The sequence below is a fragment of the Pseudomonas sp. HY7a-MNA-CIBAN-0227 genome (genome assembly GCF_040310325.1).
Classification (GTDB): Bacteria; Pseudomonadota; Gammaproteobacteria; order Pseudomonadales; family Pseudomonadaceae; genus Aquipseudomonas.
This window is the reverse complement of sequence record NZ_JBEOPT010000025.1, coordinates 17531-39156: the sequence shown is the minus strand read 5'-3', so window position 1 is coordinate 39156 and position 21626 is coordinate 17531. Positions and strand designations below refer to the sequence as shown.

Annotated in this window: 17 protein-coding genes, 1 tRNA gene and 3 pseudogenes; 5 read left to right on the top strand and 16 right to left on the bottom strand. The window is 58.8% G+C overall.

Annotation, left to right across the window (positions count from 1 at the left end; translation table 11 throughout):
- Positions 1 to 3 precede the first annotated feature (3 nt).
- The 9 genes from sctS to AAEZ06_RS25865 are packed head-to-tail and all read right to left on the bottom strand — an operon-like array spanning position 4 to position 8282.
- Entirely contained in the window at positions 4 to 264 is a 261-nt protein-coding gene (gene sctS, locus AAEZ06_RS25905; protein ID WP_133101935.1) for a type III secretion system export apparatus subunit SctS, read from the bottom strand.
- A 7-nt stretch (positions 265 to 271) separates the two neighbouring features.
- Positions 272 to 925 (bottom strand): type III secretion system export apparatus subunit SctR, encoded by a 654-nt coding sequence (gene sctR, locus AAEZ06_RS25900; protein ID WP_149411766.1) that lies wholly within the window; start codon positions 923 to 925, stop codon positions 272 to 274.
- Entirely contained in the window at positions 922 to 1956 is a 1035-nt protein-coding gene (locus AAEZ06_RS25895) for a FliM/FliN family flagellar motor switch protein (protein WP_149411767.1), read from the bottom strand. Before AAEZ06_RS25895 ends, sctR begins: the two co-directional genes overlap by 4 nt.
- The gene (locus tag AAEZ06_RS25890) at positions 1953 to 2411 is read right to left on the bottom strand and encodes a type III secretion system HrpP C-terminal domain-containing protein (protein ID WP_350616891.1); all 459 of its coding nucleotides are present in this window, start codon (positions 2409 to 2411) and stop codon (positions 1953 to 1955) included. Before AAEZ06_RS25890 ends, AAEZ06_RS25895 begins: the two co-directional genes overlap by 4 nt.
- Positions 2408 to 2821, bottom strand: coding sequence for a type III secretion system stalk subunit SctO (sctO, locus tag AAEZ06_RS25885; RefSeq protein WP_149411769.1), 414 nt, complete (start codon positions 2819 to 2821; stop codon positions 2408 to 2410). The genes AAEZ06_RS25890 and sctO overlap by 4 nt, the downstream gene beginning before the upstream one ends.
- The gene (locus AAEZ06_RS25880; protein ID WP_149411770.1) at positions 2808 to 4166 is read right to left on the bottom strand and encodes a FliI/YscN family ATPase; all 1359 of its coding nucleotides are present in this window, start codon (positions 4164 to 4166) and stop codon (positions 2808 to 2810) included. The genes sctO and AAEZ06_RS25880 overlap by 14 nt, the downstream gene beginning before the upstream one ends.
- Positions 4163 to 5059 carry an FHA domain-containing protein gene (locus AAEZ06_RS25875; RefSeq protein ID WP_350616889.1) on the bottom strand — a complete coding sequence of 299 codons (897 nt, stop codon included), beginning with the start codon at positions 5057 to 5059 and terminating at the stop codon, positions 4163 to 4165. The genes AAEZ06_RS25880 and AAEZ06_RS25875 overlap by 4 nt, the downstream gene beginning before the upstream one ends.
- A 23-nt stretch (positions 5060 to 5082) precedes the next feature.
- The gene (gene sctV, locus AAEZ06_RS25870; protein ID WP_149411772.1) at positions 5083 to 7179 is read right to left on the bottom strand and encodes a type III secretion system export apparatus subunit SctV; all 2097 of its coding nucleotides are present in this window, start codon (positions 7177 to 7179) and stop codon (positions 5083 to 5085) included.
- Positions 7176 to 8282: a TyeA family type III secretion system gatekeeper subunit gene (locus AAEZ06_RS25865; protein ID WP_149411773.1), complete on the bottom strand. Its 1107-nt coding sequence runs from the start codon at positions 8280 to 8282 to the stop codon at positions 7176 to 7178. Before AAEZ06_RS25865 ends, sctV begins: the two co-directional genes overlap by 4 nt.
- Positions 8283 to 8544: 262 nt before the next feature.
- Between AAEZ06_RS25865 and AAEZ06_RS25860 the strand changes: the two genes are divergently transcribed.
- Positions 8545 to 9093, top strand: coding sequence for an RNA polymerase sigma factor (locus AAEZ06_RS25860; RefSeq protein ID WP_149411774.1), 549 nt, complete (start codon positions 8545 to 8547; stop codon positions 9091 to 9093).
- 52 nt (positions 9094 to 9145) lie between these two features.
- Here the strand turns inward: AAEZ06_RS25860 and AAEZ06_RS25855 are convergent, their stop codons facing one another.
- Positions 9146 to 10363: an MFS transporter gene (locus AAEZ06_RS25855; RefSeq protein WP_149411775.1), complete on the bottom strand. Its 1218-nt coding sequence runs from the start codon at positions 10361 to 10363 to the stop codon at positions 9146 to 9148.
- Between the two features lie 377 nt (positions 10364 to 10740).
- Between AAEZ06_RS25855 and AAEZ06_RS25850 the strand changes: the two genes are divergently transcribed.
- Positions 10741 to 10817, top strand: a tRNA-Met gene (locus AAEZ06_RS25850).
- Between the two features lie 620 nt (positions 10818 to 11437).
- Here AAEZ06_RS25850 and AAEZ06_RS25840 read toward each other — a convergent pair.
- Together AAEZ06_RS25840 and AAEZ06_RS25835 are read right to left on the bottom strand one after the other, a co-directional pair.
- Positions 11438 to 12994 carry a methyl-accepting chemotaxis protein gene (locus AAEZ06_RS25840; RefSeq protein ID WP_149411776.1) on the bottom strand — a complete coding sequence of 519 codons (1557 nt, stop codon included), beginning with the start codon at positions 12992 to 12994 and terminating at the stop codon, positions 11438 to 11440.
- 1139 nt (positions 12995 to 14133) lie between these two features.
- Positions 14134 to 14571 (bottom strand): annotated as a pseudogene (locus tag AAEZ06_RS25835) (GNAT family N-acetyltransferase); the annotation flags it as partial.
- Positions 14572 to 15018: 447 nt separating this feature from the next.
- Here AAEZ06_RS25835 and ggt point away from each other — a divergent pair.
- Positions 15019 to 16863: a gamma-glutamyltransferase gene (gene ggt / locus AAEZ06_RS25825; RefSeq protein ID WP_350616885.1), complete on the top strand. Its 1845-nt coding sequence runs from the start codon at positions 15019 to 15021 to the stop codon at positions 16861 to 16863.
- 65 nt (positions 16864 to 16928) lie between these two features.
- Here the strand turns inward: ggt and ddlA are convergent, their stop codons facing one another.
- On the bottom strand, positions 16929 to 18023 hold the full coding sequence (ddlA, locus tag AAEZ06_RS25820) for a D-alanine--D-alanine ligase (RefSeq protein WP_350616883.1): 1095 nt from the start codon (positions 18021 to 18023) through the stop codon (positions 16929 to 16931).
- A 100-nt stretch (positions 18024 to 18123) separates the two neighbouring features.
- Entirely contained in the window at positions 18124 to 18762 is a 639-nt protein-coding gene (locus tag AAEZ06_RS25815; protein ID WP_350616881.1) for a LysE family transporter, read from the bottom strand.
- A gap of 151 nt (positions 18763 to 18913) precedes the next feature.
- On the opposite strand from AAEZ06_RS25815, the gene AAEZ06_RS25810 reads away from it, so the two are divergent.
- On the top strand, positions 18914 to 19717 hold the full coding sequence (locus tag AAEZ06_RS25810; protein WP_149411780.1) for an AraC family transcriptional regulator: 804 nt from the start codon (positions 18914 to 18916) through the stop codon (positions 19715 to 19717).
- Between the two features lie 116 nt (positions 19718 to 19833).
- Positions 19834 to 20379 (top strand): GNAT family N-acetyltransferase, encoded by a 546-nt coding sequence (locus AAEZ06_RS25805; protein ID WP_149411781.1) that lies wholly within the window; start codon positions 19834 to 19836, stop codon positions 20377 to 20379.
- Here AAEZ06_RS25805 and AAEZ06_RS28665 read toward each other — a convergent pair.
- Together AAEZ06_RS28665 and AAEZ06_RS28660 are read right to left on the bottom strand one after the other, a co-directional pair.
- Positions 20372 to 20803 (bottom strand): annotated as a pseudogene (locus AAEZ06_RS28665) (methyl-accepting chemotaxis protein); the annotation flags it as partial. The gene AAEZ06_RS25805 and the pseudogene AAEZ06_RS28665 sit on opposite strands and share 8 nt — an antisense overlap.
- A 156-nt stretch (positions 20804 to 20959) precedes the next feature.
- Positions 20960 to 21598: pseudogene (locus AAEZ06_RS28660) on the bottom strand (PAS domain-containing protein); the annotation flags it as partial.
- Positions 21599 to 21626: the final 28 nt, after the last annotated feature.

The following is a 21626-nucleotide window of genomic DNA, read 5'->3' as shown; positions in this document are numbered from 1 at the left end:
TCCTCAGAGCGCTGAACGCGCAACCATGTCGAAGGTGAGATTGATCAGCTTGATCAACTCCACACCGATCCAGCGTCCTGTCACGGCCAGAGTAATACCCACGGCCACCAGCTTGATCCCGAACGGCAGCGTCTGGTCCTGCACCTGCATCAGGGCCTGGACCAGGGACGTCAGCACCCCGACAATCACCGCCACAATCAGTGGTGGAGCCGACAGTACCACCACCAGCAACATGCCCTGTTTGAACAGCTGAATAGGGTCCATGTTTCACTCACAGGAAGGAAAGAAAGAGGCTGTCGAGCAGCCGCGACCACCCCGATACAAGAACGAACAGCAGCAGCTTGAGGGGCAGTGAGATGGTCATGGGCGAGACCATCTGCATGCCGAGTGCCAGCAGCAGGTTGGAGACAATCAGGTCGATGACGATGAACGGAATGTAGATCAGGAAGCCGACTTCAAACCCTGCCTGCACTTGTGACAGAACAAACGCCGGCATCAGCAGGATCAAGTCATCGCGCTCGGTGCTCTGCGCCATCTCGGGCGGCCACAGGCGCGCGGTATTTTCATGAAGGTGGGTCAGCAGGTCCGGATCGGTGTTGCGAAACATGAAGGCCCGCAGTGGTTTTATCGCAACCAGCCCGGTTTCCTGAAACGCCTGCACACTGGTGGTGTCCAGCGGCGACACCTTGACGATCTGCCCGATTTCATAGCCCACGGGGGCCATGATAAAGAGAGTCGCTGCCAGCGCGATCCCGTTCAAGGCCATGCTCGGTGGAACCTGCTGCACGCCGATGGCGTTGCGGGTAATCATCAGCACGATAACGATTTTCAAAAATGCCGTGCAGATGATCAACAGCATCGGCATCAGCGTCAACGAACCGAGGAACAGCGCCAGCAGAAGGGGATCAAGTCCTTGAATACTCATCGGGAAAAGATCACCCGTGACAGCTGCAACCCCAGGCGCCCATCCACCTCCACCAACTGCCCATGACCAATGGGACGGTCTGCGTAATAAAGCCCGGCCATCCCCGGCCCATAACCTGAAATACCCAACACTGCGCCCGGCGCCAACTGCCGCAGTTCCCCCAGGGTCAGCTGCAGGGTGCCGCAGCGCACGGTCAGGGCCATCGACAACTCATCGAACGGCTCATGCCCAAAGACATCAACCAGCGGCTCGTCGCGTGCCTGATCACCGGGTTCGTCCCATCCCTGTCCCTGGGAACTGTCCCCATAATCTTCGCCCACAGTCGCTTCCTCGATAGAAAATAGGGTCAGGCGCAGAGCGCCTGTTTCATCGTCAATGCGCCCTTGCAGGCGGTGGTGCCCCAGGCGCAATTGACCATCACCCTGGGCATTGAAGAATGGGGATTCCAGCAGCAGCACATCTCCCGGGCGCACGGTGCCCAACTGTGTGATGGGCAGTTGCAGGCGTCCGAGAGTCACCGGTACGCAGAGGGGAAACGAGTCGGGCAATGGGCCGCTCATCGGCCGCCATAACGCGGCATCGCACAGCGCCAGCAGGCTGGCCGGCGCCAGTATCAGACGCGCAACCACCCTGGATGCGCCCAGCACCACGGTGAGTCGACAGCCAAAGGTCTTGCGCTGCAATTGCCCCAACGGTCGCAGATACCCGAACACGTCAAGCAACTGGGGGCTCAGGCTGTGCTGGAACAACGCCCAGAACCAGGAGTCCGGATCGTTGCCGGCCTCGGCCAGCACCACCGGGCACTCACCAAACAGACTCAGCACCGCGCTTGGCTCACTGAACGTCAGCACCCCACGAGCGGTCTCGAATGAAAGCAGCCCCCGGCCAGCCGGTGCGGGCCCAGGCTCCAGCAGCAGCTCACCGCACTGGTCGGCCACCTGAAACGGCAGGCGTAGCCCGCGCCCCAGACGACGCCGCGCCGCGACCTTGGCCCCATCGACAGCTGGCAATTTCAAGGCAGGCAACATCATGCTGGGTTCACTTGTGCCACCTGTAAACTGACGGGATGCCCAAGGCCTTTGGACAGTCTGTCCTGACAGGCCTGCCGGGAGCCGGTGAGCCAGATCGAGGTCCGTTCTTCTTCCGCCTCCAGGTCAATCTCCCAGGACTGGTTCTCATGTTTGGCGCTGACATTGATCCGCCCAAGGCGCGGCAGGTAGATGGCGGCGTGCAGAGGCCACTGGGATACGCCGCTCAGGCGAAGTTCCAACTGCTCGGACAAGGTATCAATCGTTGCAATATCGGCCTGCCCTGTCTGAGAAGGTCGTTGGCTGGTGTAACCGCCTTCCCCGCCATCGTCGGCAAAATACTGAGCAAACAATAAACTCGATTCCATGGACACAACGAGGCCCTGTCCTGGCACGATCTCGTTCTGAGACTCGCGCACGCGTGCACGCTCCTGCTTGCTGACAAACAGTTGTGTCATGGCGTTTCCTCGGCCAGTAGCACGGCCAACTCCTGAAGTTTTTCAACTTCGCGCAGGCACTGGGTGACCTGCTTCTGTGCAGTATTGATATGCGCCACTTGCCTCTCCTGTTGCTGGTACAAGGCCTGCAGTTGCCCCTCATCACGGGCCGTGCCAGCCGATAATTTGCGCTCCTGGGCACCCCAGGCCTTCAGGTCTTGCAGCGAAACCACCTGCCCTTGACGCTGATTCGCCAGTTCTGCGGTTTGCCGGGTTTCCTCCAGGCGGGTTTGCTCAAGCGCCTCTTGCGCCTGCTCGACCTTGGCCAGGAGGGCTTTGTGGGCTCCTTTCGCCTCACGCAAGGCCCGCTCGGCGCGGTCGGCCCGGTGCCTGCGCAAACGCCGCAAGGTGTCTATCTCAAAAGGGAACATAAGCTGTCAGCTCACTCAGTTGATCCAGGGTCGACTCCATCGGTGAAGGCAGCCTCAAGTCCTGCCGCAAAAAGGCATCGACCGCTTGCCGGCTCTCGACCGCCAGGTCAGTCAGCGCGTCAGCACCGGCCTGGTACTCACCCAGTTTGAGCATCAGTTCGATCTGCTGGTAAGCCGACAACAACCGCCGCAGTGCCGTGCTCGCTTGTATGTGCGCAGGCTCGGCCACGTTGCTGAGAGTCCGCGACAGGCTGGCCAACACGTCCACCGCCGGGTAATGGCCGCGTTCAGCCAGTTTGCGTGAAAGCACGATGTGGCCGTCCAGCAGGGAGCGGACCTCATCGGCGATGGGGTCGTTCATGGAGTCCTGCTCGATCAGCACGGTGTAGATGGCGGTGATGACACCCTGACGGGTCAGCCCCGCGCGCTCCACCAGGCGTGGCAACAGGCTATAGACCGAGGGCGGCAGGCCGCCGCGACCCAACGGCTCACCGGCAGCCAGGCCGATTTCGCGCTGGGCGCGGGCGAACCGAGTCAGGGAATCAATCAGCAGCAGGACCCGCTGCCCCTTGCGCCGAAAACCCTCCGCCAAGGCCGTGGCGGTAAAGGCCGCGCGGGCACGCTCCATGCTGGACCGGTCAGAGGTGGCACACACCAGCACTGCCTTGGCGCGTAATTGATCATCGAGTTCATGATCGAGAAATTCGCGCAGCTCCCGGCCACGCTCACCAATCAGGCCGAAGACAATCACATCGCAATCAACGTTACGGGCGATTTCCGCCAGCAAGGTGGTCTTGCCGCACCCCGCACCGGCGAACAAGCCAACCCGCTGGCCCTCACACAGGGTCAACAGGCCATCGATCGAACGCACGCCCGTGGGCAACGCCCGGCTGATTCGCGGACGCTCGGTGGGCAACGGCGCCTCGCACAACACCGCACTCGCCTCTTGTGTATCGGCGCCCGCAAACGCGCTGGGGCCGATGCCGGCAATGGGTCTACCGAACCCGTCGAGCACCTGCCCCAACAAGTCATCACCCACCCGTACCCGGTGGGGCATACCCAGGCGCTGCACGCTGGCGCCCACTCGCACACCCTCCAGGTTGCCCAGGGCACTGAGTACCGCGTCTTGATGATCGAAACCTATAATTTCCGCCAGCATGCTGTCTTCACCGACCTTCTCCACCAGGCACAAATCGCCGATGCACGACGCAGGCAAGCGGCATTGCAGCAACATGCCGTTGACCCGTTGTATGCGCCCACGCACCGTGACCGGCGCATAGCCTGCCAGCCTGGCAGACTGGCGCTGCTGCCAGGAGTCAAGCCGCTCTGTGAAGGAGTGGTTCACCAGCCGACCTCATAACGCTGCGGACCGTCAAACACCACCTTGTTGTTGTCGATGGAGGTCAATCGCAAACCGTCTATTTCATCCCCCAGAAACAACCGACGCCCTTCTGCCAGGACGACATGACCATTCTTGCCGCCGACAATTTGCACAATCCTGAACGGCAGATCGGTGTTGCGCTCACGCACCCGGCTGATAACGGGAACCGGTGTGTCGAACTGCTCCTGAAAACGGTTGAGCATCCGCGAAACCAGCGCCACCTCGTCCCTGGACGCTGTACCGTCGATCATCACCTGCCCATTGATGATTTCCAGGGCAAAACGATGACCCAGTTCACGCTCACTCAGCATCTTCAGCAGTTGCTGGCGCACCTCATAAGAGCTGGTCAGTTCGGGCTTTTGCCCAACAACCGGCATCAGCGACGCCTGTGGCTGACTCTCATCGGTGGAGGTCATCCCCAACGCCATGATGATCAGGGCCACAATCGCCAGAATCCCCATGACGCGTCTTTGTTGAAGAATCGACGGCACGGCCGCTTCGGGTTCCGGCTGTTCAGGCACCTCCACTCGGTGCACGTAAACGGGCTCCGGTTCCTCGGGCCAGGGTTGATCGGCAGAGGCCACATAGAGTCGAACACCCGCGATGGTAAAGGGCATATTGATCGCAAGATCCGCGATTTGAGCCAAAACCTGACCGCCAGCATCCTGCAAAAGGCCTTCTTGCGCTTGCACCGTCCATTGATCGGCGACACACAGCAGATGCACATGACGGGGTGCAATTCCCGGATCGTAAAGAGCCAGGTCGGCGTCCACACTGGCGCCAATGCACCATTGCTCCCCAAACAGAGGTAATGCGGCGCCCTGGTGCAAACCATTGAGTACTCGCAACTCGAACATGATCAGGCCCTCTGTCGTTGGATTCACGCCACGGAGTCGTGCTGCAAGCCGTCCTGACCTAGGTCAAACCGACCGAGCACCTTGACCTTCGCGGCATTCGTCAGCTCGGCAAAGGACAGCACCGGCACATGGTTGAACTCCTCCAGCAACAAAGCACGCAAGGGACTGCGCAGATCCTGCGCGACCAACAGCACGCTCTTGGTCTTGGATCGCAAGACAAACGCCTCTTTCAACAGGCTGATCAGCAGCGCGCTGTGCTCATTGTCCAACGCAAAAAATACTCCGGTCTGGGTCTGGCGCAGCGCTTCACGGAAAACGTTTTCGGTGTATGGCGAAAACAGCCAGGCATGCAAACCGTCTTCTTCGCTGTACTGGTGGTAGATCTGTGATTTCAAGGCGATCCGGGCATAGTCAGCCAATGCTTCGGGCTCACGCTCATGTTGGCCGTACTCAATCAACGCCTCGACAATCAACCGCACCGCCCGTAGCGGTATGCCCTCACCGGCCAAGCGCTGCAATACCGCAGAAAAGCGCGACAGCGGCATGATCCGTTGCAGCTCCTGAACCAGCTCCGGCTGGTTGAACTCCAGCCAGCTAAGGATCGATTTGCTCTCCTGAATACCGAGAAACTGTGGCCCGCTGACCATCATCGCCCGCTGCATGCGCTCGATAATCAGATCCTGCGCGGTAATCCGTTCCAAATGCTCATCACCCAGCAGGGCATCATCGGGATGCAGCCACAGCCAATCTTGCTCATCTCGCTCTGCAAGGCCCCTGATGCCATCGATGAGTTCGTCGGCACACGCCTCGCGCTGCACGGCCAGTCGCTCGGTCAGCGTCGCCTTGAGCATTGGTACTTCATGCACGCAGAAGCGAAATTCATCGTCGGCCAGCGGCGGGCTGTATTCAATCTCAAAAGGCGGCAGCGTCAATCCGACGCTGGTAACGATGCCATTACGGGTTTGGCGAATCGCCTGAATAAGTGCTGTCACACTCGGATCTCCCAAGCGTGTAGAGGGGAACTGCAACAAGTACGGGCGGGAGGGATCAAAACCACGCAAATCTTCCTCGCCGTTTTTTTCCGGCGCAACGATCTGCGCCGTCGATGCCTCGAATTGGTCGTCCTGTGTTTTTTTGCGGGAAAGGTAATAGCCCAGGCCACCGGTCATCAGCGAAATAACAATAAAGACCACTGTCGGCATCCCGGGAAGTGCGGCGAACGCCAACATGCCGACCGATGCGATCATCCAGCTCTTGGGTTCACTGGTCATCTGCCGGGCAATTTCAGCGCCTATGTGATTGGCGCCCTTGTTTGCGCCATCCGGCGCAACTCGGGTGATGATCATGCCGGCAGTCAGGGATATCAGCAGTGCCGGAATCTGTGCAATCAGCCCGTCGCCGATCGTCAGTACCGAATACAGCGCCATGGAATCCCCTGCGCTCATCCCGTGCTGGAACATGCCGGTGGAAAACCCACCCAACAAGTTGATCACCACGATCACCAGCCCGGCGATAGCATCACCCTTGACGAACTTCATAGCCCCGTCCATAGCCCCGAACAACTGGCTTTCCCGGGATAGTTGCTCGCGCTTGTTACGGGCCTGGTTGCCGTCGATCAAGCCGGCACGCAAGTCACTGTCGATGGACATTTGCTTGCCGGGCATCGCGTCGAGGCTGAAACGGGCCGCCACTTCAGCGACGCGTTCCGAACCCTTGGTGATCACCAGGAAGTTGACGATGGTCAGGATCATGAAAATCACCAACCCCACTGCCAGGTTGCCGCCCACCACAAAGTTGCCAAATGCCTCGACGATGTCACCGGCGTCCTGTTCCAGCAGGATCAGTCGGGTGGTGGCAATCGACAGCGCCAGCCGGAACATGGTGGTCAGCAGCAGGATCGAAGGAAAGGACGAAAAGGCCAGTGGCCCCGGCAGGTAAAGCGCCAACACGATCAACAGGCACGAGATACAGATATTGAGGGCAATGAGGATATCCACCAACCAGGTGGGCAACGGCACGATAAAGATGAAGACGATGGCCAGCACGACGACCGCCCCCAGCACGTCGGCTCGACGCGCAACGGTCAGCAGTACCGTGTTCAGCCATTGAAGTGTAGTCACTGCGCTGCTGCTACCAGGCGGGACGTGGCGCGCCCTTCGGCCGTCGTACGCTCATCCATCAGCATCAGAAAATTGTGCAGGGTTTCCTGGCGGCTTCGTTCGTCTCGCCACAGGGACAACGGCAGACGCTGAATCAACGGATAAAGGACGTTGAGCGAGACCAGTTGCGCGGACGGGCTCTCGCCCCCCAGTTCGCTGCCAAGACGTAACACTTCGTTGGGCGCGATGCCCGTACTGGCGTAGCCCAACAAGCGCTGCAACAGCGTAATGGCATCCTGTTCGCTGCGTGGATGCTCGGAAACCAATCGCCGGCACAACTCCCGACAACTGCACAACACCCCATTGAGCTGACCGCACGCCTGCAATCCCAACAACAATGTGCGCAGCTTGGCGATGGGCAATGAAGGGGTATGGGCGGCGACATCATCGGCGAGGGTCCGGCGCATCACTTGCAGCCCGGCATTGAACTGCTCGCCACCAAATAGCCCCAATAGCGCCTGCATCATGGTCGCCAGGGATTGGCGCACCACCACGCTTGCGTAGTACAACTGGCGAACGGCCTGGCGTAGAGCCGGATCATCGCTGGCCACCTGCAGCGACTGCGCAATATTGAGCCCCGCCTGAATCTGCGGAGCATAGAGCGTATGCATTTGCTGAAGAAAGTCGCGGGCCAGATCGGCCTCATGAGTGCGGCCTTCGGCCTGGGCCTGAGCACTGACCTGCTGCAACACCACATGGGTGCGAGCCGGATCATCCCCAGTCAGCCCCAGCAGGTTCTCGGCACTGGGCCGCTGCAGCAACTGAATCCGCGCCTGGCGCACCATATGCTCCAAGCTCGCTTGCCCAGGGTGCCCCAACTGCTCATACAGCTGTGCCAACTGCTCGACTTTTTGAACCCGGTTCTCCGTACGGGCAAGCCTCAACTGACGCTGATCCAGACCTTTGCTGCTGCGCTCCATCTGCTGACTGAACAGCATGCCGACTTCCTCGGCGGCATTGTGCTGTGCAACCTGCGCCGATTGCCCACGTGCCAAGGGGATTGCAACAGCAGGATTGAGCTGCTGAAGCTTTTGCGCATCGCTGTGGGATGTATCAACTTTCATAAAGGCGCCGGGAGTTAGATTTCGTGCTCCTGTGTGGTGAGCCACTCCTGAACAGTTCCAACCCCTGGCACATTTTCTTGCGCGTGTAATAACTGGCACGGTTTTAATCAGCCCTGTGCAAGTTTTTACATTTCACGCCTAAAAAACAAAAAAAATAACTATTAATATCAATACATTAAACAATTAATGCGATTGGCACAGCCGGTGCTTAGGGAGTCCCCATCGAAACCATTTCGATAGCGATTACCCTAAGGAAAAAATAATGGATAACTCTTCCGATGTAGAACCTACTTCTCCTGTCTCACCTCAAGCCATGCTCGACCTACCGGGCGAGCATCAGAAAAAGCTGCGCAGTTTTATCCACAAGCGCGTCCTGAACCCCGAAGATGCCGATGACATCTTGCAGTTGACCTACCTTGAAGCCTGGCGCAACAAAGAGCGTTTCGGCGGCCAGGCCGCCCTGAGCACCTGGATGTGTGGCATTGCACAAAACCTGATCCGCAACCACTTTCGCCGTCTGTACGCCAAGCCCGTGCATTGCGAATTTGATGAATCGCTCTGGCACGGCCAGGACGAAGGGCAGGATCTGGGGTGGCAATTCGAAATCAACCGCCGGCTGGAAAAGACCCTCAGCGCCATCAAAGGTCTGCCGGTAGAAATGCGCAACACTCTGTATGCCTCACTCGAAACCGACGGCAGCTACCAGGACACCGCCGATGTGCTGGCGATTCCAATCGGCACCGTACGCTCCCGGCTGTCCCGCGCGCGCGAACAGCTCAAACGGGTGACACAGTCCCACGCTTCCCGATAGGAGAGGTATGGCCCAGGGACGGAGCAATACCCCCTGGGTCAAGACTCAGGTATCACGCCTGTTTCGAACGCGGCAATAGAATCGCCAACACCCCCAACAATGGCAAGAACGAGCACAGCGTGTACACGTACTCAATGCCGTGAATGTCAGCCAGGTGCCCCAGCAGCGCCGCACCAATCCCGCCAAAACCGAACATCAAACCGAAGAACACTCCGGCGATCATCCCCACGTTCCCCGGCACCAACTCCTGTGCGTAAACCACAATCGCCGAAAACGCCGACGCCAGAATAAAGCCGATCACCACACTGAGCACGCTGGTCCAGAACAGATCGGCATGGGGCAATAGCAAGGTGAATGGCGCAACGCCCAGGATCGAGAACCAGATCACCGCCTTGCGGCCGATCTTGTCGCCAATCGGCCCGCCGAAAAACGTCCCCGCCGCCACCGCACCGAGAAACAGGAACAGGTGCAACTGGGAACTGGCCACCGACAGGTCGAACTTCTCGATCAGGTAGAAGGTGAAGTAGCTGGTGATACTGGACATGTAGAAGTACTTGGAAAACACCAGCAGCCCCAACACCACCAGTGCGCTCAGTACGCGCCCCCTGGACAGGCCGTGAGTCGCCGCCTGGCCTTGCTTAAGCTTGAACAGGTTCAAATGGTTGCGGTACCAGCGACTGATGGCATACAGCACACCCAGCGCAAACACCGCGAACAAACCAAACCAGGCCACATTGCCCTGGCCGAACGGAATGATGATCGCCGCCGCCAGCAACGGGCCAAAGGCGGAACCGGCATTACCGCCGACCTGGAACGTCGACTGCGCCAGGCCATAGCGCCCGCCCGAAGCCAGGCGCGCCACACGGGAAGCTTCCGGGTGAAACGTCGAGGAGCCAACACCGATCATCGCCGCAGCAACGAGGATCATCGGGAAACTACCGACCTGGGACATCATCAGAATCCCGATTAAGGTGCACACCATTCCACATGGCAACAGGAACGGCTTGGGATGGCGATCGGTGTAATACCCCACCCACGGCTGCAACAGCGACGCGGTGAGCTGGAACGTCAGGGTAATCAGCCCGACCTGGGTGAACGTCAGGCCATAACTGGCCTTGAGCATTGGATAGATCGACGGCAACACCGCCTGGATCAAGTCATTGATCAAATGCGCCAGCGCCACCGCGCCAATGACACGCATGACCAATGGGCTGGATTGCCCGGCGGCAGGCGCCGTAGCCACTGTGGGCTGGGAATTGCTCAGAGCCATGAAGAAGGTTTCCGTACAGCAGATGGATGCACAGGCGCAGGTGCGACAATGTGCCACTTTTCGCTGCAGGATTGCCATCCCCTTAGGGTGCTAACGAGTTGATGAGTTAGTACTGCCGCCACGGCTTGTAAAAAGCCAGCAAGGAAAATCGCTATATTTTGCGGGACGTTTCCTAGAGAAACTTTCGGCCTTGTGCCGGGAGGGTTCGCTGGTTTGTCTTCGGATTGCCTGCCCTTGCGCGCTGGCACAGGAACGACCAAGGCCCCGCCACTCGTCACCTTACCCGGCGATTTTCGATAAACAGTTGATAGCGTAGATAAAATTTCAACAAAAAGGCTTGACGCATAATCGTTCTACGCGAATAATGCGCGCCACTTGGCTACATAGCTCAGTTGGTTAGAGCATAGCATTCATAATGCTGGGGTCCGGGGTTCAAGTCCCTGTGTAGCCACCAAGTACCGATCCATAGACGTCTACAGCAGTCTATGAATCACCTCAAGAAGCCCGCCTAGTGCGGGCTTTCTTGTTTCTGGCTATCTCTCCTTGTATCCCCCTGTGCATCCTCGATAAATAATTGAACCGAGGGGATACAAGCCCAAATGAAGCGATCCGAGATAAAACGCCGCCCCCTTTCCGATACCGCATGCAGGCCTGGAGCCTGATGCCAACGAGTATCGCGAGCTGGACGGAAGCGGAAAGGGATATCACCGGCGAGACATTCGAGCCACTGGCGCGAGAGTGGTAGACCTCACGTCTCACCAACTGGAATGCGGGCACCGCGAAGCGAATCATCGGCGCCCTGGAGCGTCACGTCTTCCAGGTGTTCGGCAAACGTCAGTCACCCACCCGTTATCAACAATTATGGGGTGCCGGGCATTGGTTTCTACCAAAAGCAGGCGTTTTGACTGGAAACCTGGCCATTCGCAAAACAAACCCACGGAGGTGTTGCGTAAAGCGCTAAACCAATTTGTGAAACGCCCCCCTGTAATCACCAGCGCAATGCAATGCTAACCAGCGTCAGCTTCAATCTATCCGTCTACCGGCTAACTGATTGGGGAGTGCTTTAGATCAGCCCTATAATCGAAAGCGCTTAACCAAAACGTCAAGTTCCTGGCCTAAGCGTGCCAACTCGATACTTGAGGCCGCTGTCTCATTACTAGCGCCAGCGGTTTGTTCAGAGATATCACGCACGCTCAGCACGCTACGGTTGATCTCTTCAGCCACTGCGCTCTGCTGCTCAGCGGCTGAAGCAATCTGCTGATTCATCAACTGGATTGTAGACACCGTGCGGGTGATATTTTCCAGAGATGTTCCAGCACGACGAGTTAACTCAACACTGCTATCAGTCAATATACGACTGTTCTCCATAACGGCGGAAACCTCTTGAGTGCCGTTTTGCAAGCTGGAGATCAGCTTTTCAATTTCTTCGGTGGATTGCTGGGTACGCTGCGCCAGGCTACGAACTTCATCGGCAACTACCGCAAAACCTCTTCCAGCTTCACCAGCTCGCGCGGCCTCAATGGCGGCATTGAGAGCGAGTAGGTTGGTTTGTTGGGCGACCGCCTTAATAACATCGAGCACGCCGCCGATTTTGCTGCTTTCCTCTCTGAGATTACTCATAGCTACGGTGGAGTTGCCGACTTCGATAGCTAGGCGTTCGATTTGAGCCACTGCCTCGCCAACAACTTTGTCACCTTCGCGAGCCTGCTGATCTGCGGCGGCCGCGGCGTCAGAGGCTTCTTCAGCATTACGCGCTACCTCTTGCACGGTGGAGGTCATTTGGTTCATGGCAGTAGCAACTTGATCGGTTTCGACTCTTTGGCTGTTCACACCAGCACTGGTCTGCTCGGTGACGGCTGACAACTCTTCGGCAGCGCTAGAAATCTGGATGACACTAGCGCCAATACCGCCAATCAGTTCACGCAGGCTGGTGGTCATCTGTTGCAGGCCTCTCTGCAATTGCCCTACCTCATCGCGGCGATTGACCTCCATATCCTGACTCAAATCGCCTGAGGCAATACGATCGACGTCCTTGAGGACATGCTGCAACGGTGTAACGATTTGCCGGGTAATGATCCAGGCCGCGACGGCACCGAGCAGCAACGCCAGCGCAGCGATGCTAGCAAGCAAGGTTTTAGCAAAAGACGAATCGGCATCGCGCTTAGCGGATTGCGACGCTATCAACTGCTGAGTGGTATTGAGCAGGATATCGCCTTGCACACCTATTCGGGCGAACACCGGAGCCAGATCGGCTCCCGCCTGGCTTAAGGCGCCCTGGGCATCGCGATACACCCTGACCGCGGCTATCTGCTGGTCAATCAGCGCCGCATCGCTGGGCACGGTCAGTTGGACACGAGCAGTGTTCAAATACCCAGCCAGTTCGTCGAGCGTCTGGAGGATCATCCGGTCACTGTCCCCCTTAGGATTGAGCTCCATCTGCAAGCGATGAATTCGCAGGTCCTTGGTCATCTCGCTGACACGAGCGATGTCCTGTACTTTGACGCCGCGCTCAGCAAGAGCATTGATTGCTGTCCAACTGGTGAGAGCAAGGAGAAAAGTCAACGCCAATACCAGGCCGAATCCAAGACTGAGTTTGGTACCTACACGGATATTGCTGATCCAGCCGAACATAAATACTCCAAGCAGTAGATTGCGTTTACCAGGGGATAAACTATAGAGGTCTATCGACGGCCCTTTGTGATGCTTTAGCTACGCTGTCCACCCTTCGTCGGAATGTAAGACAGGCATGAGACGAAACCGGTGCCGGGTGGGCGTCTGAGGCTTATCCCATGCGGGGGCCGTCAAGAGCCGGGCTTTGCCGTCTCATACCCCAGACGGATTCTGGACAGGCTCTGGACAGCCGGACAGGCCGCAGATCATCCAGCTCGGCCCAGGAGCCAAAGCCAGCACGGTCTGGCGGCGGATCGGCTAGGCGGCCGAAAGCTACCTCGTCCAGAAACAGGGAGGGGCCGCGACGGTCACTTTCGGGACAAGTGGCCCACGGCCGCCCCAGGCAAACGCGGCCATAATCCTTGACGGAGTCTTGACGAAATTTTTGACAGATCTTGACGGATTTCTCCGCCCCCCCCCACAAGTGGGAACGCTGAAAGCCACGCAGTTCATGGCTTTTCGGGCACTCGCACCGCTTGGCTGGTACCAGCGTTGTCAAAAATTCCAAACTGGGCCCTAAAGGTAACTGCTCGACCAATCGCCAGGCCCAAGCCTGCGGGATGGGGTGGTGAAACACCGACCCAGATAAATCCTTAGAACGCTAAGTAATACTAGACAGGCACTAGACGGATTTTCGCCGAAAGACCACGTTAAAATTGCCCGCAGTCCAAGCAATACGCCGCCGCCAGCGTGAAAGGTGGTGTGCTGGCGCTTGATGCTCGTCAAGTATTTACCGGGGCTTCCAGCGACCTGACAGTAGGTCGGAGCAGGGGGTGAACGAGTCGTTCACCCTGGAGCGGAAAATGGTCGGTTCCCCAGCTTGGCCAACCCCCGGATTCCAGGTAGTTGCTCACGTTCCGCTGGTAACCTCTATGGGTCATCTGCTGGCCTAGGTTCGTTCGGAGGCCAGCATCAATCGCGCATCGAAGATAGAGCCGTGTATCCCCTGGTGTATCCCTTTAAAATACGAACACATAAATAACCAACAAATACAGCATGTTACTTATCTAGTTCAAATGTCTGTGTACCACCAAGTACTAAAAACGGCTTACCAAAAGGTAGGCCGTTTTTTATGCCTGGAGAAAATCCCTACCCCTGCATTACCCCAGCCTTACAAAACACTGCTCAATCACCGGCGCGCCCCACTGTTGCCCTTCCTGTTCCGATTCCAGAATAAAGCCCGCGTCTTCATAGAGCTTGCGCGCGACATCAAGCCCCTTGAACGTCCAAAGCCGCACGACGGGGAACCTCTGCTCATCGCAAAAGGTAAGTGCCTCGTTCAACAAGCGTTTACCCAATCCCTGGCCTTGAGCCGATGGATCAAGAATAAAGCAGCGCAGTATCGCCTCGCCCTTTTCGCCCTCAGCGTCGATGGCAATCGAGCCGACAATCCGCTCAGCGTCCAATACGGTCCACACCTCGTTGCGAGGATTGGACAAGCGCCCCATCAACTGTGCCATGTCCGATGCCACCAGGCTTTCAAAGGGCTGGCCGAATTCGGCGTGCCTGGAATAGTAATCGGCATGCATTTGCGTAAGTGAGTCTCCGCCAACCTGGGTTGCATGAAACCCAGCTCTCGAACCATGAGTCGGGATGCCGAACGGATTTGATCAATGAGATCCGGTTGGAAAGCATTCACAGGGGCTACCTCATCTGAACAGGGCATTTAGTTGTGCAAGGCAACTACATGAATTTAAGTTGCACCGAACAACTACCTCTCGGATTTTGACGCTCGCCCTCCTCCACTGCTAGTGTCCGACCTCCCCAAACAGACGGAGCGCCCCGGTGAAACTGGACATCTACCAAGTTGACGCCTTTAGCGACCACCCCTTTGGTGGCAACCCGGCTGCACGCTGAGCAGGGCGGCAAGCGCCGCGGCGAATTGCGCGGCGATCGGGTGATTATTTCCGGCAAGGCCGTGCTGTATAGGCAAGATACGATTTACCTGTAGAGCGTTACCCTAGGGACAACAGATCATTCTCAAAATGAACGGAGTTCATCGCGTGTTTTCGATTTTTCATCATCACAGGCTTACCACCCTCTCGTTGATAGCCGCCGCTCTTACCCTCGCCGCTTGCCACAGCGCCACCACGCCTGAGTTGCCGCCTGCCCCCGAGTTGGGTTCGGGCTATCGCACCGATATGAGCGTGCGTCACGCCGAGCGCCATATGGCTGCAGCGGCTAACCCGTTGGCAGCCGAAGCCGGGCGGGAAATCCTGCGCAAGGGTGGCTCGGCCATTGATGCGGCGATTGCCATGCAAGCGGTACTCACCCTGGTGGAACCGCAATCCTCCGGGATCGGCGGCGGCGCTTTTATCATGCTGTGGGACGGTAAACAGGTACGCGCCTACGACGGTCGCGAAACTGCGCCGGCCGGCTCCACCAAGCGCTTGTTCCTGAAGGCCGACGGTACGCCGATGGCGTTTCCTCAGGCGCAGATTGGTGGCCGTTCAGTCGCCACACCCGGCGTGTTGCGCGCACTGGAGATGGCGCACAAAAAGACCGGTCGACTGCCATGGGCCACGTTGTTTGAGCCGGCCATTAACTTGTCCGAAAAAGGCTTCCCGATTTCCCCACGCCTGCACAGCCTGATTGCCGCCGACCGGTACATCAGCCAATCACCGGACATGGCCGCCTACTTCCTCAACACCGACGGCACGCCAAAAGCCACTGGAACGCTGCTGAAAAACCCAGCCTTGGCCAACGTCTTCAAACGCATCGCCAAGGAAGGACCGGACGCTCTTTACCTCGGCCCAATTGCCGAAGAAATCACCCGCAAGGTCCAGGGCAATAGCAACGCCGGCAGCCTGTCGCTGAGCGATCTCAAAGGCTACAGCGCCAAGGAGCGCGCGCCGTTGTGCACCGACTACAAACGCTGGCAAGTCTGCGGCATGCCGCCACCGTCTTCGGGCGGAATTGCCATTGCGCAGATCCTTGGCACCTTGCAGGCATTAGAAGCCCGCGATCCACGTTTGGCGCTGGCCCCCTTGAAACCGGTGAAAACGCCAACAGCGGCAGGCCTGGAGCCGCTCCCGGAAGCCGTCCACCTGATCGCCGAGGCCGATCGCCTGGCCTATGCCGACCGCGCCCTGTACGTGGCCGACAGCGACTTCGTTCCGGTACCGACCGCCGGGCTTGTGGCCCCCGACTATCTGGCCAGCCGCGCCGCTTTGATCAGTGATCGCAGCATGGGGATTGCCCAACCCGGCAAGCCTGCTGGAATTGAGGTGGCATACGCGCCGGATCGCTCGCCGCTGCGCATCTCCACTTCCCAGGTAGTGGCCGTGGACGATCAAGGCGGCGCCGTGTCGATGACCACCACCGTCGAGGCGGCCTTTGGCTCCCACGTCATGGTCCAGGGCTTTTTGCTCAACAACCAGATGACGGACTTTTCCTTTATTCCCGAGGAAAACGGCCAGCCGGTCGCCAACCGAATCGAGCCGGGTAAACGCCCACGCTCCTCCATGGCTCCGACCCTGGTATTCGACCGCCAAAGCGGCGAACTGCTGGCTACCGTCGGCTCCCCAGGCGGTTCACAGATTATCGAATACGTCAGCAAATCCCTGGTAGCCATGCTCGACTGGAACCTGGACCCGCAAGCCGCCATCAGCCTGCCCAACTTCGGCAGCCGCAACGGCGCGACCGAGTTGGAGCAAGGATTGTTCAGCCCGCAGTTGAAACAGGCGCTCAAGGACAAGGGCCACGTCCTCAGCGAGATCGACATGACCAGTGGCACCCAGGCAATCGTTCGGGTGCGGGATGCCCAGGGCAAGGTGTCGTGGAGTGGTGGAGCTGATCCGCGGCGTGAGGGGGAGGCGTTGGGGGATTAAATAGCTCGCAGCTGCGATTGACCCCGTAGATCCCTGCCCTATCTACTGGCTGGCACGGGCTTCACTTAACGACTGATCTTCAAACCCTTACGCCCTGCATACCGCTCCAGCGCCAGCTCGATCAAGCGGCTGACCAGTTCGCTATAGCTCATGCCGGCGGCCTGCCACAGCTTGGGGTACATGCTGATGCGGGTGAAGCCGGGCAGTGAGTTGATTTCGTTGATCAGCACTTGGCCGTCGTCAGCGAGGAATACGTCGACCCGCGCCAGCCCGGCGCAGCCCAAGGTTTGGAAGGCTTCGATGGCCAGGGTGCGAATACGCTCGCTGGCTTCGACGCTGATAGCCGCTGGCACCACCACTTGGGCGGCCTGGTCGTCGATGTATTTGCTGTCGTAGGAATAGAACCCATCACGCACCACAATCTCGCCGCAACCGCTGGCGATAGGGTTGTCATTGCCCAGCACGGCACATTCGATTTCCCGGCCTTTGACCGCCGACTCCACCAGCACTTTTTCATCAAAGCCCAGGGCCAGTTCAACGGCGGCGAGGTACTCGGTTTCGTTGCCGACTTTGCTCACGCCCACCGAAGAGCCCTGGTTCGCCGGCTTGACGAACATCGGCAAACCAAGTTTGTGCTGCGCCTGCTGGAACGAGGTACGGGCAGCGTTGCCACGGTTGAGGGTGATAAACGGCGTCACCGCAATCCCGGCATCGCGCAGCAGGCGCTTGCTGATGTCCTTGTCCATGCACACCGCCGAACCCAATACGTCAGAGCCAACAAACGGCAAGTCCGCCATGCGCAGCAGGCCTTGCAGGCAACCGTCTTCGCCAAGGGTGCCATGGACGATGGGGAAGATTACGTCGACGTGTTCCAGCAAGGTCTGGCTAGAGGTTTCCACCAATTGCTGGCTGGCCTTTCCCGGAACCACGGCCAACTCGCGGCTGGACTGGTTGAGGGCGATCAACGCAGGGTTTTCCTGGTTGATCAGAAAATCGGAGGTGTCATTGAGGTGCCAGTGGCCGGCCTTGTCGATGCCAATCAGCACCGGCTCGAAGCGCGAACGGTCCAGGGCATCGACGATGTTACGTGCCGACTGCAACGACACCTCGTGCTCGGCCGAACGCCCACCAAAAATAATACCTACCCGCAACTTGCTCATGACTGGCCTCGCGTTGAACGTGTTCTGAAAAGTCACGCTACTTAACACCAGGCTTGCATCAACTTAAAGGGGCTGTGGCACTTTTTCCTATGCGCTGATCTCAGCGAGTAGTCACCAGATGCGCGCCGAACAGCACATAGCAACTGCCGGCAAAGCGGTCTAGCCACTTGCGCGAACGGCTGTAGACGTTGGCCATCCGCTCGCTGGAAAACACCAGCGCCACGCAGGAGTACCAACTGAATGACAGGCTCGCCATGGTGATCACCGCCAGCGTCAACAACATCGGCGAGGGCGACACAGGCATGGTGGAGGCGAAGATGGTGGCGACAAACAGCGCCGCCTTGGGGTTGGACAGATTGCCAAGCAATCCCAGGCGCCAGGCGGAAAACAGCGAGCGCTGAGGCTCATCAGGCAACAGGGCCTGATCCATGGCGGGTGCTGCGCGCTTGAACAACTTCAATCCCAGGTAAATCAGGTAGCAACCGCCGATGATCTTGAACGCCAGGTACAGCATAGGCGCTGCGGTAAACAGCGACTTGATCCCCAACCCGCCGGCCAAACCCCACATCACCGTGCCGGTGGCCACGCCGCAAGACGCCACCACACCGTGGCGGCGCGAGCAACTGGCGGCCAACTGCGCGGTATTGAAGAAATTCGGTCCCGGCGTCACCACGGCGACGGCCCAGAGCAGGGCCAGCGACACCAGCGGCGCGGCATAGGCAGGATTGAAAAAATCCATGTAAGGGTTCCGCCAGGTCAGTGCACGAACACGAATCATAGACCCGGCCAACGGAGCTGTCTGCCCACTGCGTGCACGATCGTTCAAGACCCCGGCAGACAGCTGATTCACACTGGGTTAACGTATCTATATCCCAATATGCCGCTCTGCCATGACCAAACCCACTCTCGACTGGCTGCACCGCGCCCCCCACGCCAGTGGGCTGGAGCGCATCGAGGCGTATTTTGCCGGGTTTGGCTACGACCCCCATCGCCACGACACCTACGCCATCGGCCGCACCCTGTTTGGCGTGCAGAGCTTTCACTATCGCGGGGCCCAGAGTCACAGCCTGCCGGGCGGGACCATGGTCTTGCACCCCGATGAAGTCCACGACGGTTATGCCGGCAGCGCGCAAGGTTTCAAGTACCGGATGATCTATGTCGAACCGGCGCTGATCCAGCAGATTCTCGGCGGCAAGCCGTTGCCGTTTATCCACAATGGTCTGTCCAGCGACCCGTGGCTGTACCGGGCCAGTGAAGTGCTGCTGCAAAGCCTGGATTGCCCGATTGATCCGTTGCAGGAACAGGACGCACTGTTCGACCTGGCCCATGCCCTGAATAACGCATCGGGCATCAGCACCAGTCGCAAGACCTTCGATTACCGAGCCGCCGAACGTGCCCGGGAATTTATCCACAGCGCCCTGGGCCGCACCATCACTTTGGATGAAATGGCCGAACACAGCGGCCGGGATCGCTGGGCATTGTCGCGCGATTTTCGCCTGCTGTTCGGCACCAGTCCCTATCGCTACCTGACCATGCGCCGCCTGGACCTGGTGCGCAGCCTGCTAGTGCAGGGCCAGTCGATGGTCGACGCCGCGCTGACCGCAGGTTTCACCGACCAAAGCCATATGACCCGGCAATTTCGCAGCACCTTCGGGTTGCCGCCGTCACGCTGGGTGAAGATGCTCGGGCGCTGAGGCAGGCGCGATGGTAGGTTTAAAGCTTCATGCCCAGCCACCTGAAACTTGAACCCACACTCTGGGTTGTGAGATGAAGATAACGTTCGTTACAGCGACCGCGAGGCTTTACAAGGATGAACCTGACATTGACGCCCCCGCAGTGGGATGACGTGAACGAAGTGCTGGCCTTCGAGCTGGGGAATCGGGCGTACTTCGAAAGCTGGGTCAACGCCAGACCCGACACTTACTACAGCGTCGACGGCGTAACCCGGGCAATCGAGACCGCCCTGCTGGAAGCCAATGAAGACCGTGCCTATCAGTATCTGGTGCGCGAGAACGGGGTTCTGGTGGGACGGATCAACTTTACCCAAGTCCGGCGCCGGTACTTCCATTCGGCGTCCCTGGGTTACCGCATGGGCGCCGACCACACCGGGCGCGGCCTCGCCCGGCAAGCCGTGGGGCTAGGCTTGAAAAAAGCCTTTGAAGAGCACGCCCTGCTGCGCATCGAAGCCACGGTGCGCCCGGAAAACCCAGGCTCCCTGCGGGTGCTGGAGCGCAGCGGCTTCACTCAGTACGGCCACTCACGCAAAAGTTTTCTGTTCCATGGGCAGTGGTTCGACATGCTGCACTTTGAAATCCACGCGCAACCCAACACTACGACAAGCACGGAAGTTAGGTAGCCAGCTGATTGGCAAACTGCCCCACCGCACTGACCACTTTCTGCGCGCCGTCCTGGATTTCCACGATCACCGTGCCCGCTTCCGCCGCCAGGGCCAAGCCTTGCTCGGCCTGGAGTCGGCCATCGGTCATCAACGCCACCGCATCCCGGGCCATGTCCTGGTTCTGACGCACCACCCCGACGATTTCCTCGGTGGCTTTGCTGGTGCGCGAGGCCAACTGCCGGACCTCATCGGCCACCACCGCAAAGCCGCGCCCCTGTTCCCCGGCGCGGGCAGCTTCAATGGCGGCGTTGAGCGCCAGCAGGTTGGTCTGCTCGGCAATCCCGCTAATGGTCTTGACGATACTGCCAATCACCTGGGACTGGGCATTGAGTGCTTCGATGCCCTCGCCCGCCTGCTGCATGTGCTTGGCCAGGTCGCGCATCACGTCCACCGCCTGGGTCACGACAGTGGTGCCGCGCTGGGCACTGCTGTCGGTTTGCAGGGAAGTGCTGTAGGCAATGTTAGCGGCCTCGGCAACCGCCTGCTCCTGATTGACCTGATCGGTGATCACCGTGGCGAACTTGACCACTTTGTACAGCCGGTTGTTGGCATCGACCACCGGGTTGTAGGACGCTTCCAACCAAACCACCCGGCCATGGGAGTCGATGCGCTTGAAGCGATCAGCGACAAATTCACCGGCACTCAGGCGTTTCCAGAAGGCCTGGTACTCGGCGCTGTTGTAGTCCTCCGGTTGACAGAACGTACGGTGATGTTTGCCCTGGATCTGCGCCAGGCTGTAGCCCATACCATTGAGGAAACGCTCGTTGGCGGTGAGGACATTGCCATTGAGGTCGAACTCGATCACCGCTGTGGAACGCACCAGCGCCGTGATCAGGTTTTCGTGCTCGCGGGATGCCTCGATGGTGCGGGTCAGATCGCTGGAGTACACCGAAAAATGCTTGATGCGCCCATCGGCGCTGCGTACCGGTTGCACGATGGAGCGCAGCCAGGCTTCCTTGCCGTTGCCACGCAGCAGGCGCACGGTACCGGCAAAGTGTTCGCCACGGCTGAGGGCGTTTTTAAAGCGCTTCTGGAACTCATCCTGCTTCACATGGGCTGGGACAAAGTCCTCGATCGCACGGCCGAGCAAGTCACCCGCCTTGTAGGCCATCTCCTGAAGAAAGTTTTGGTTGACCGACTCGATGTGCCCTTTTGGATCAAGCGTCAGGGCAAGCATTTCGCTCTCCAGGCTCTCCTTGACTTGC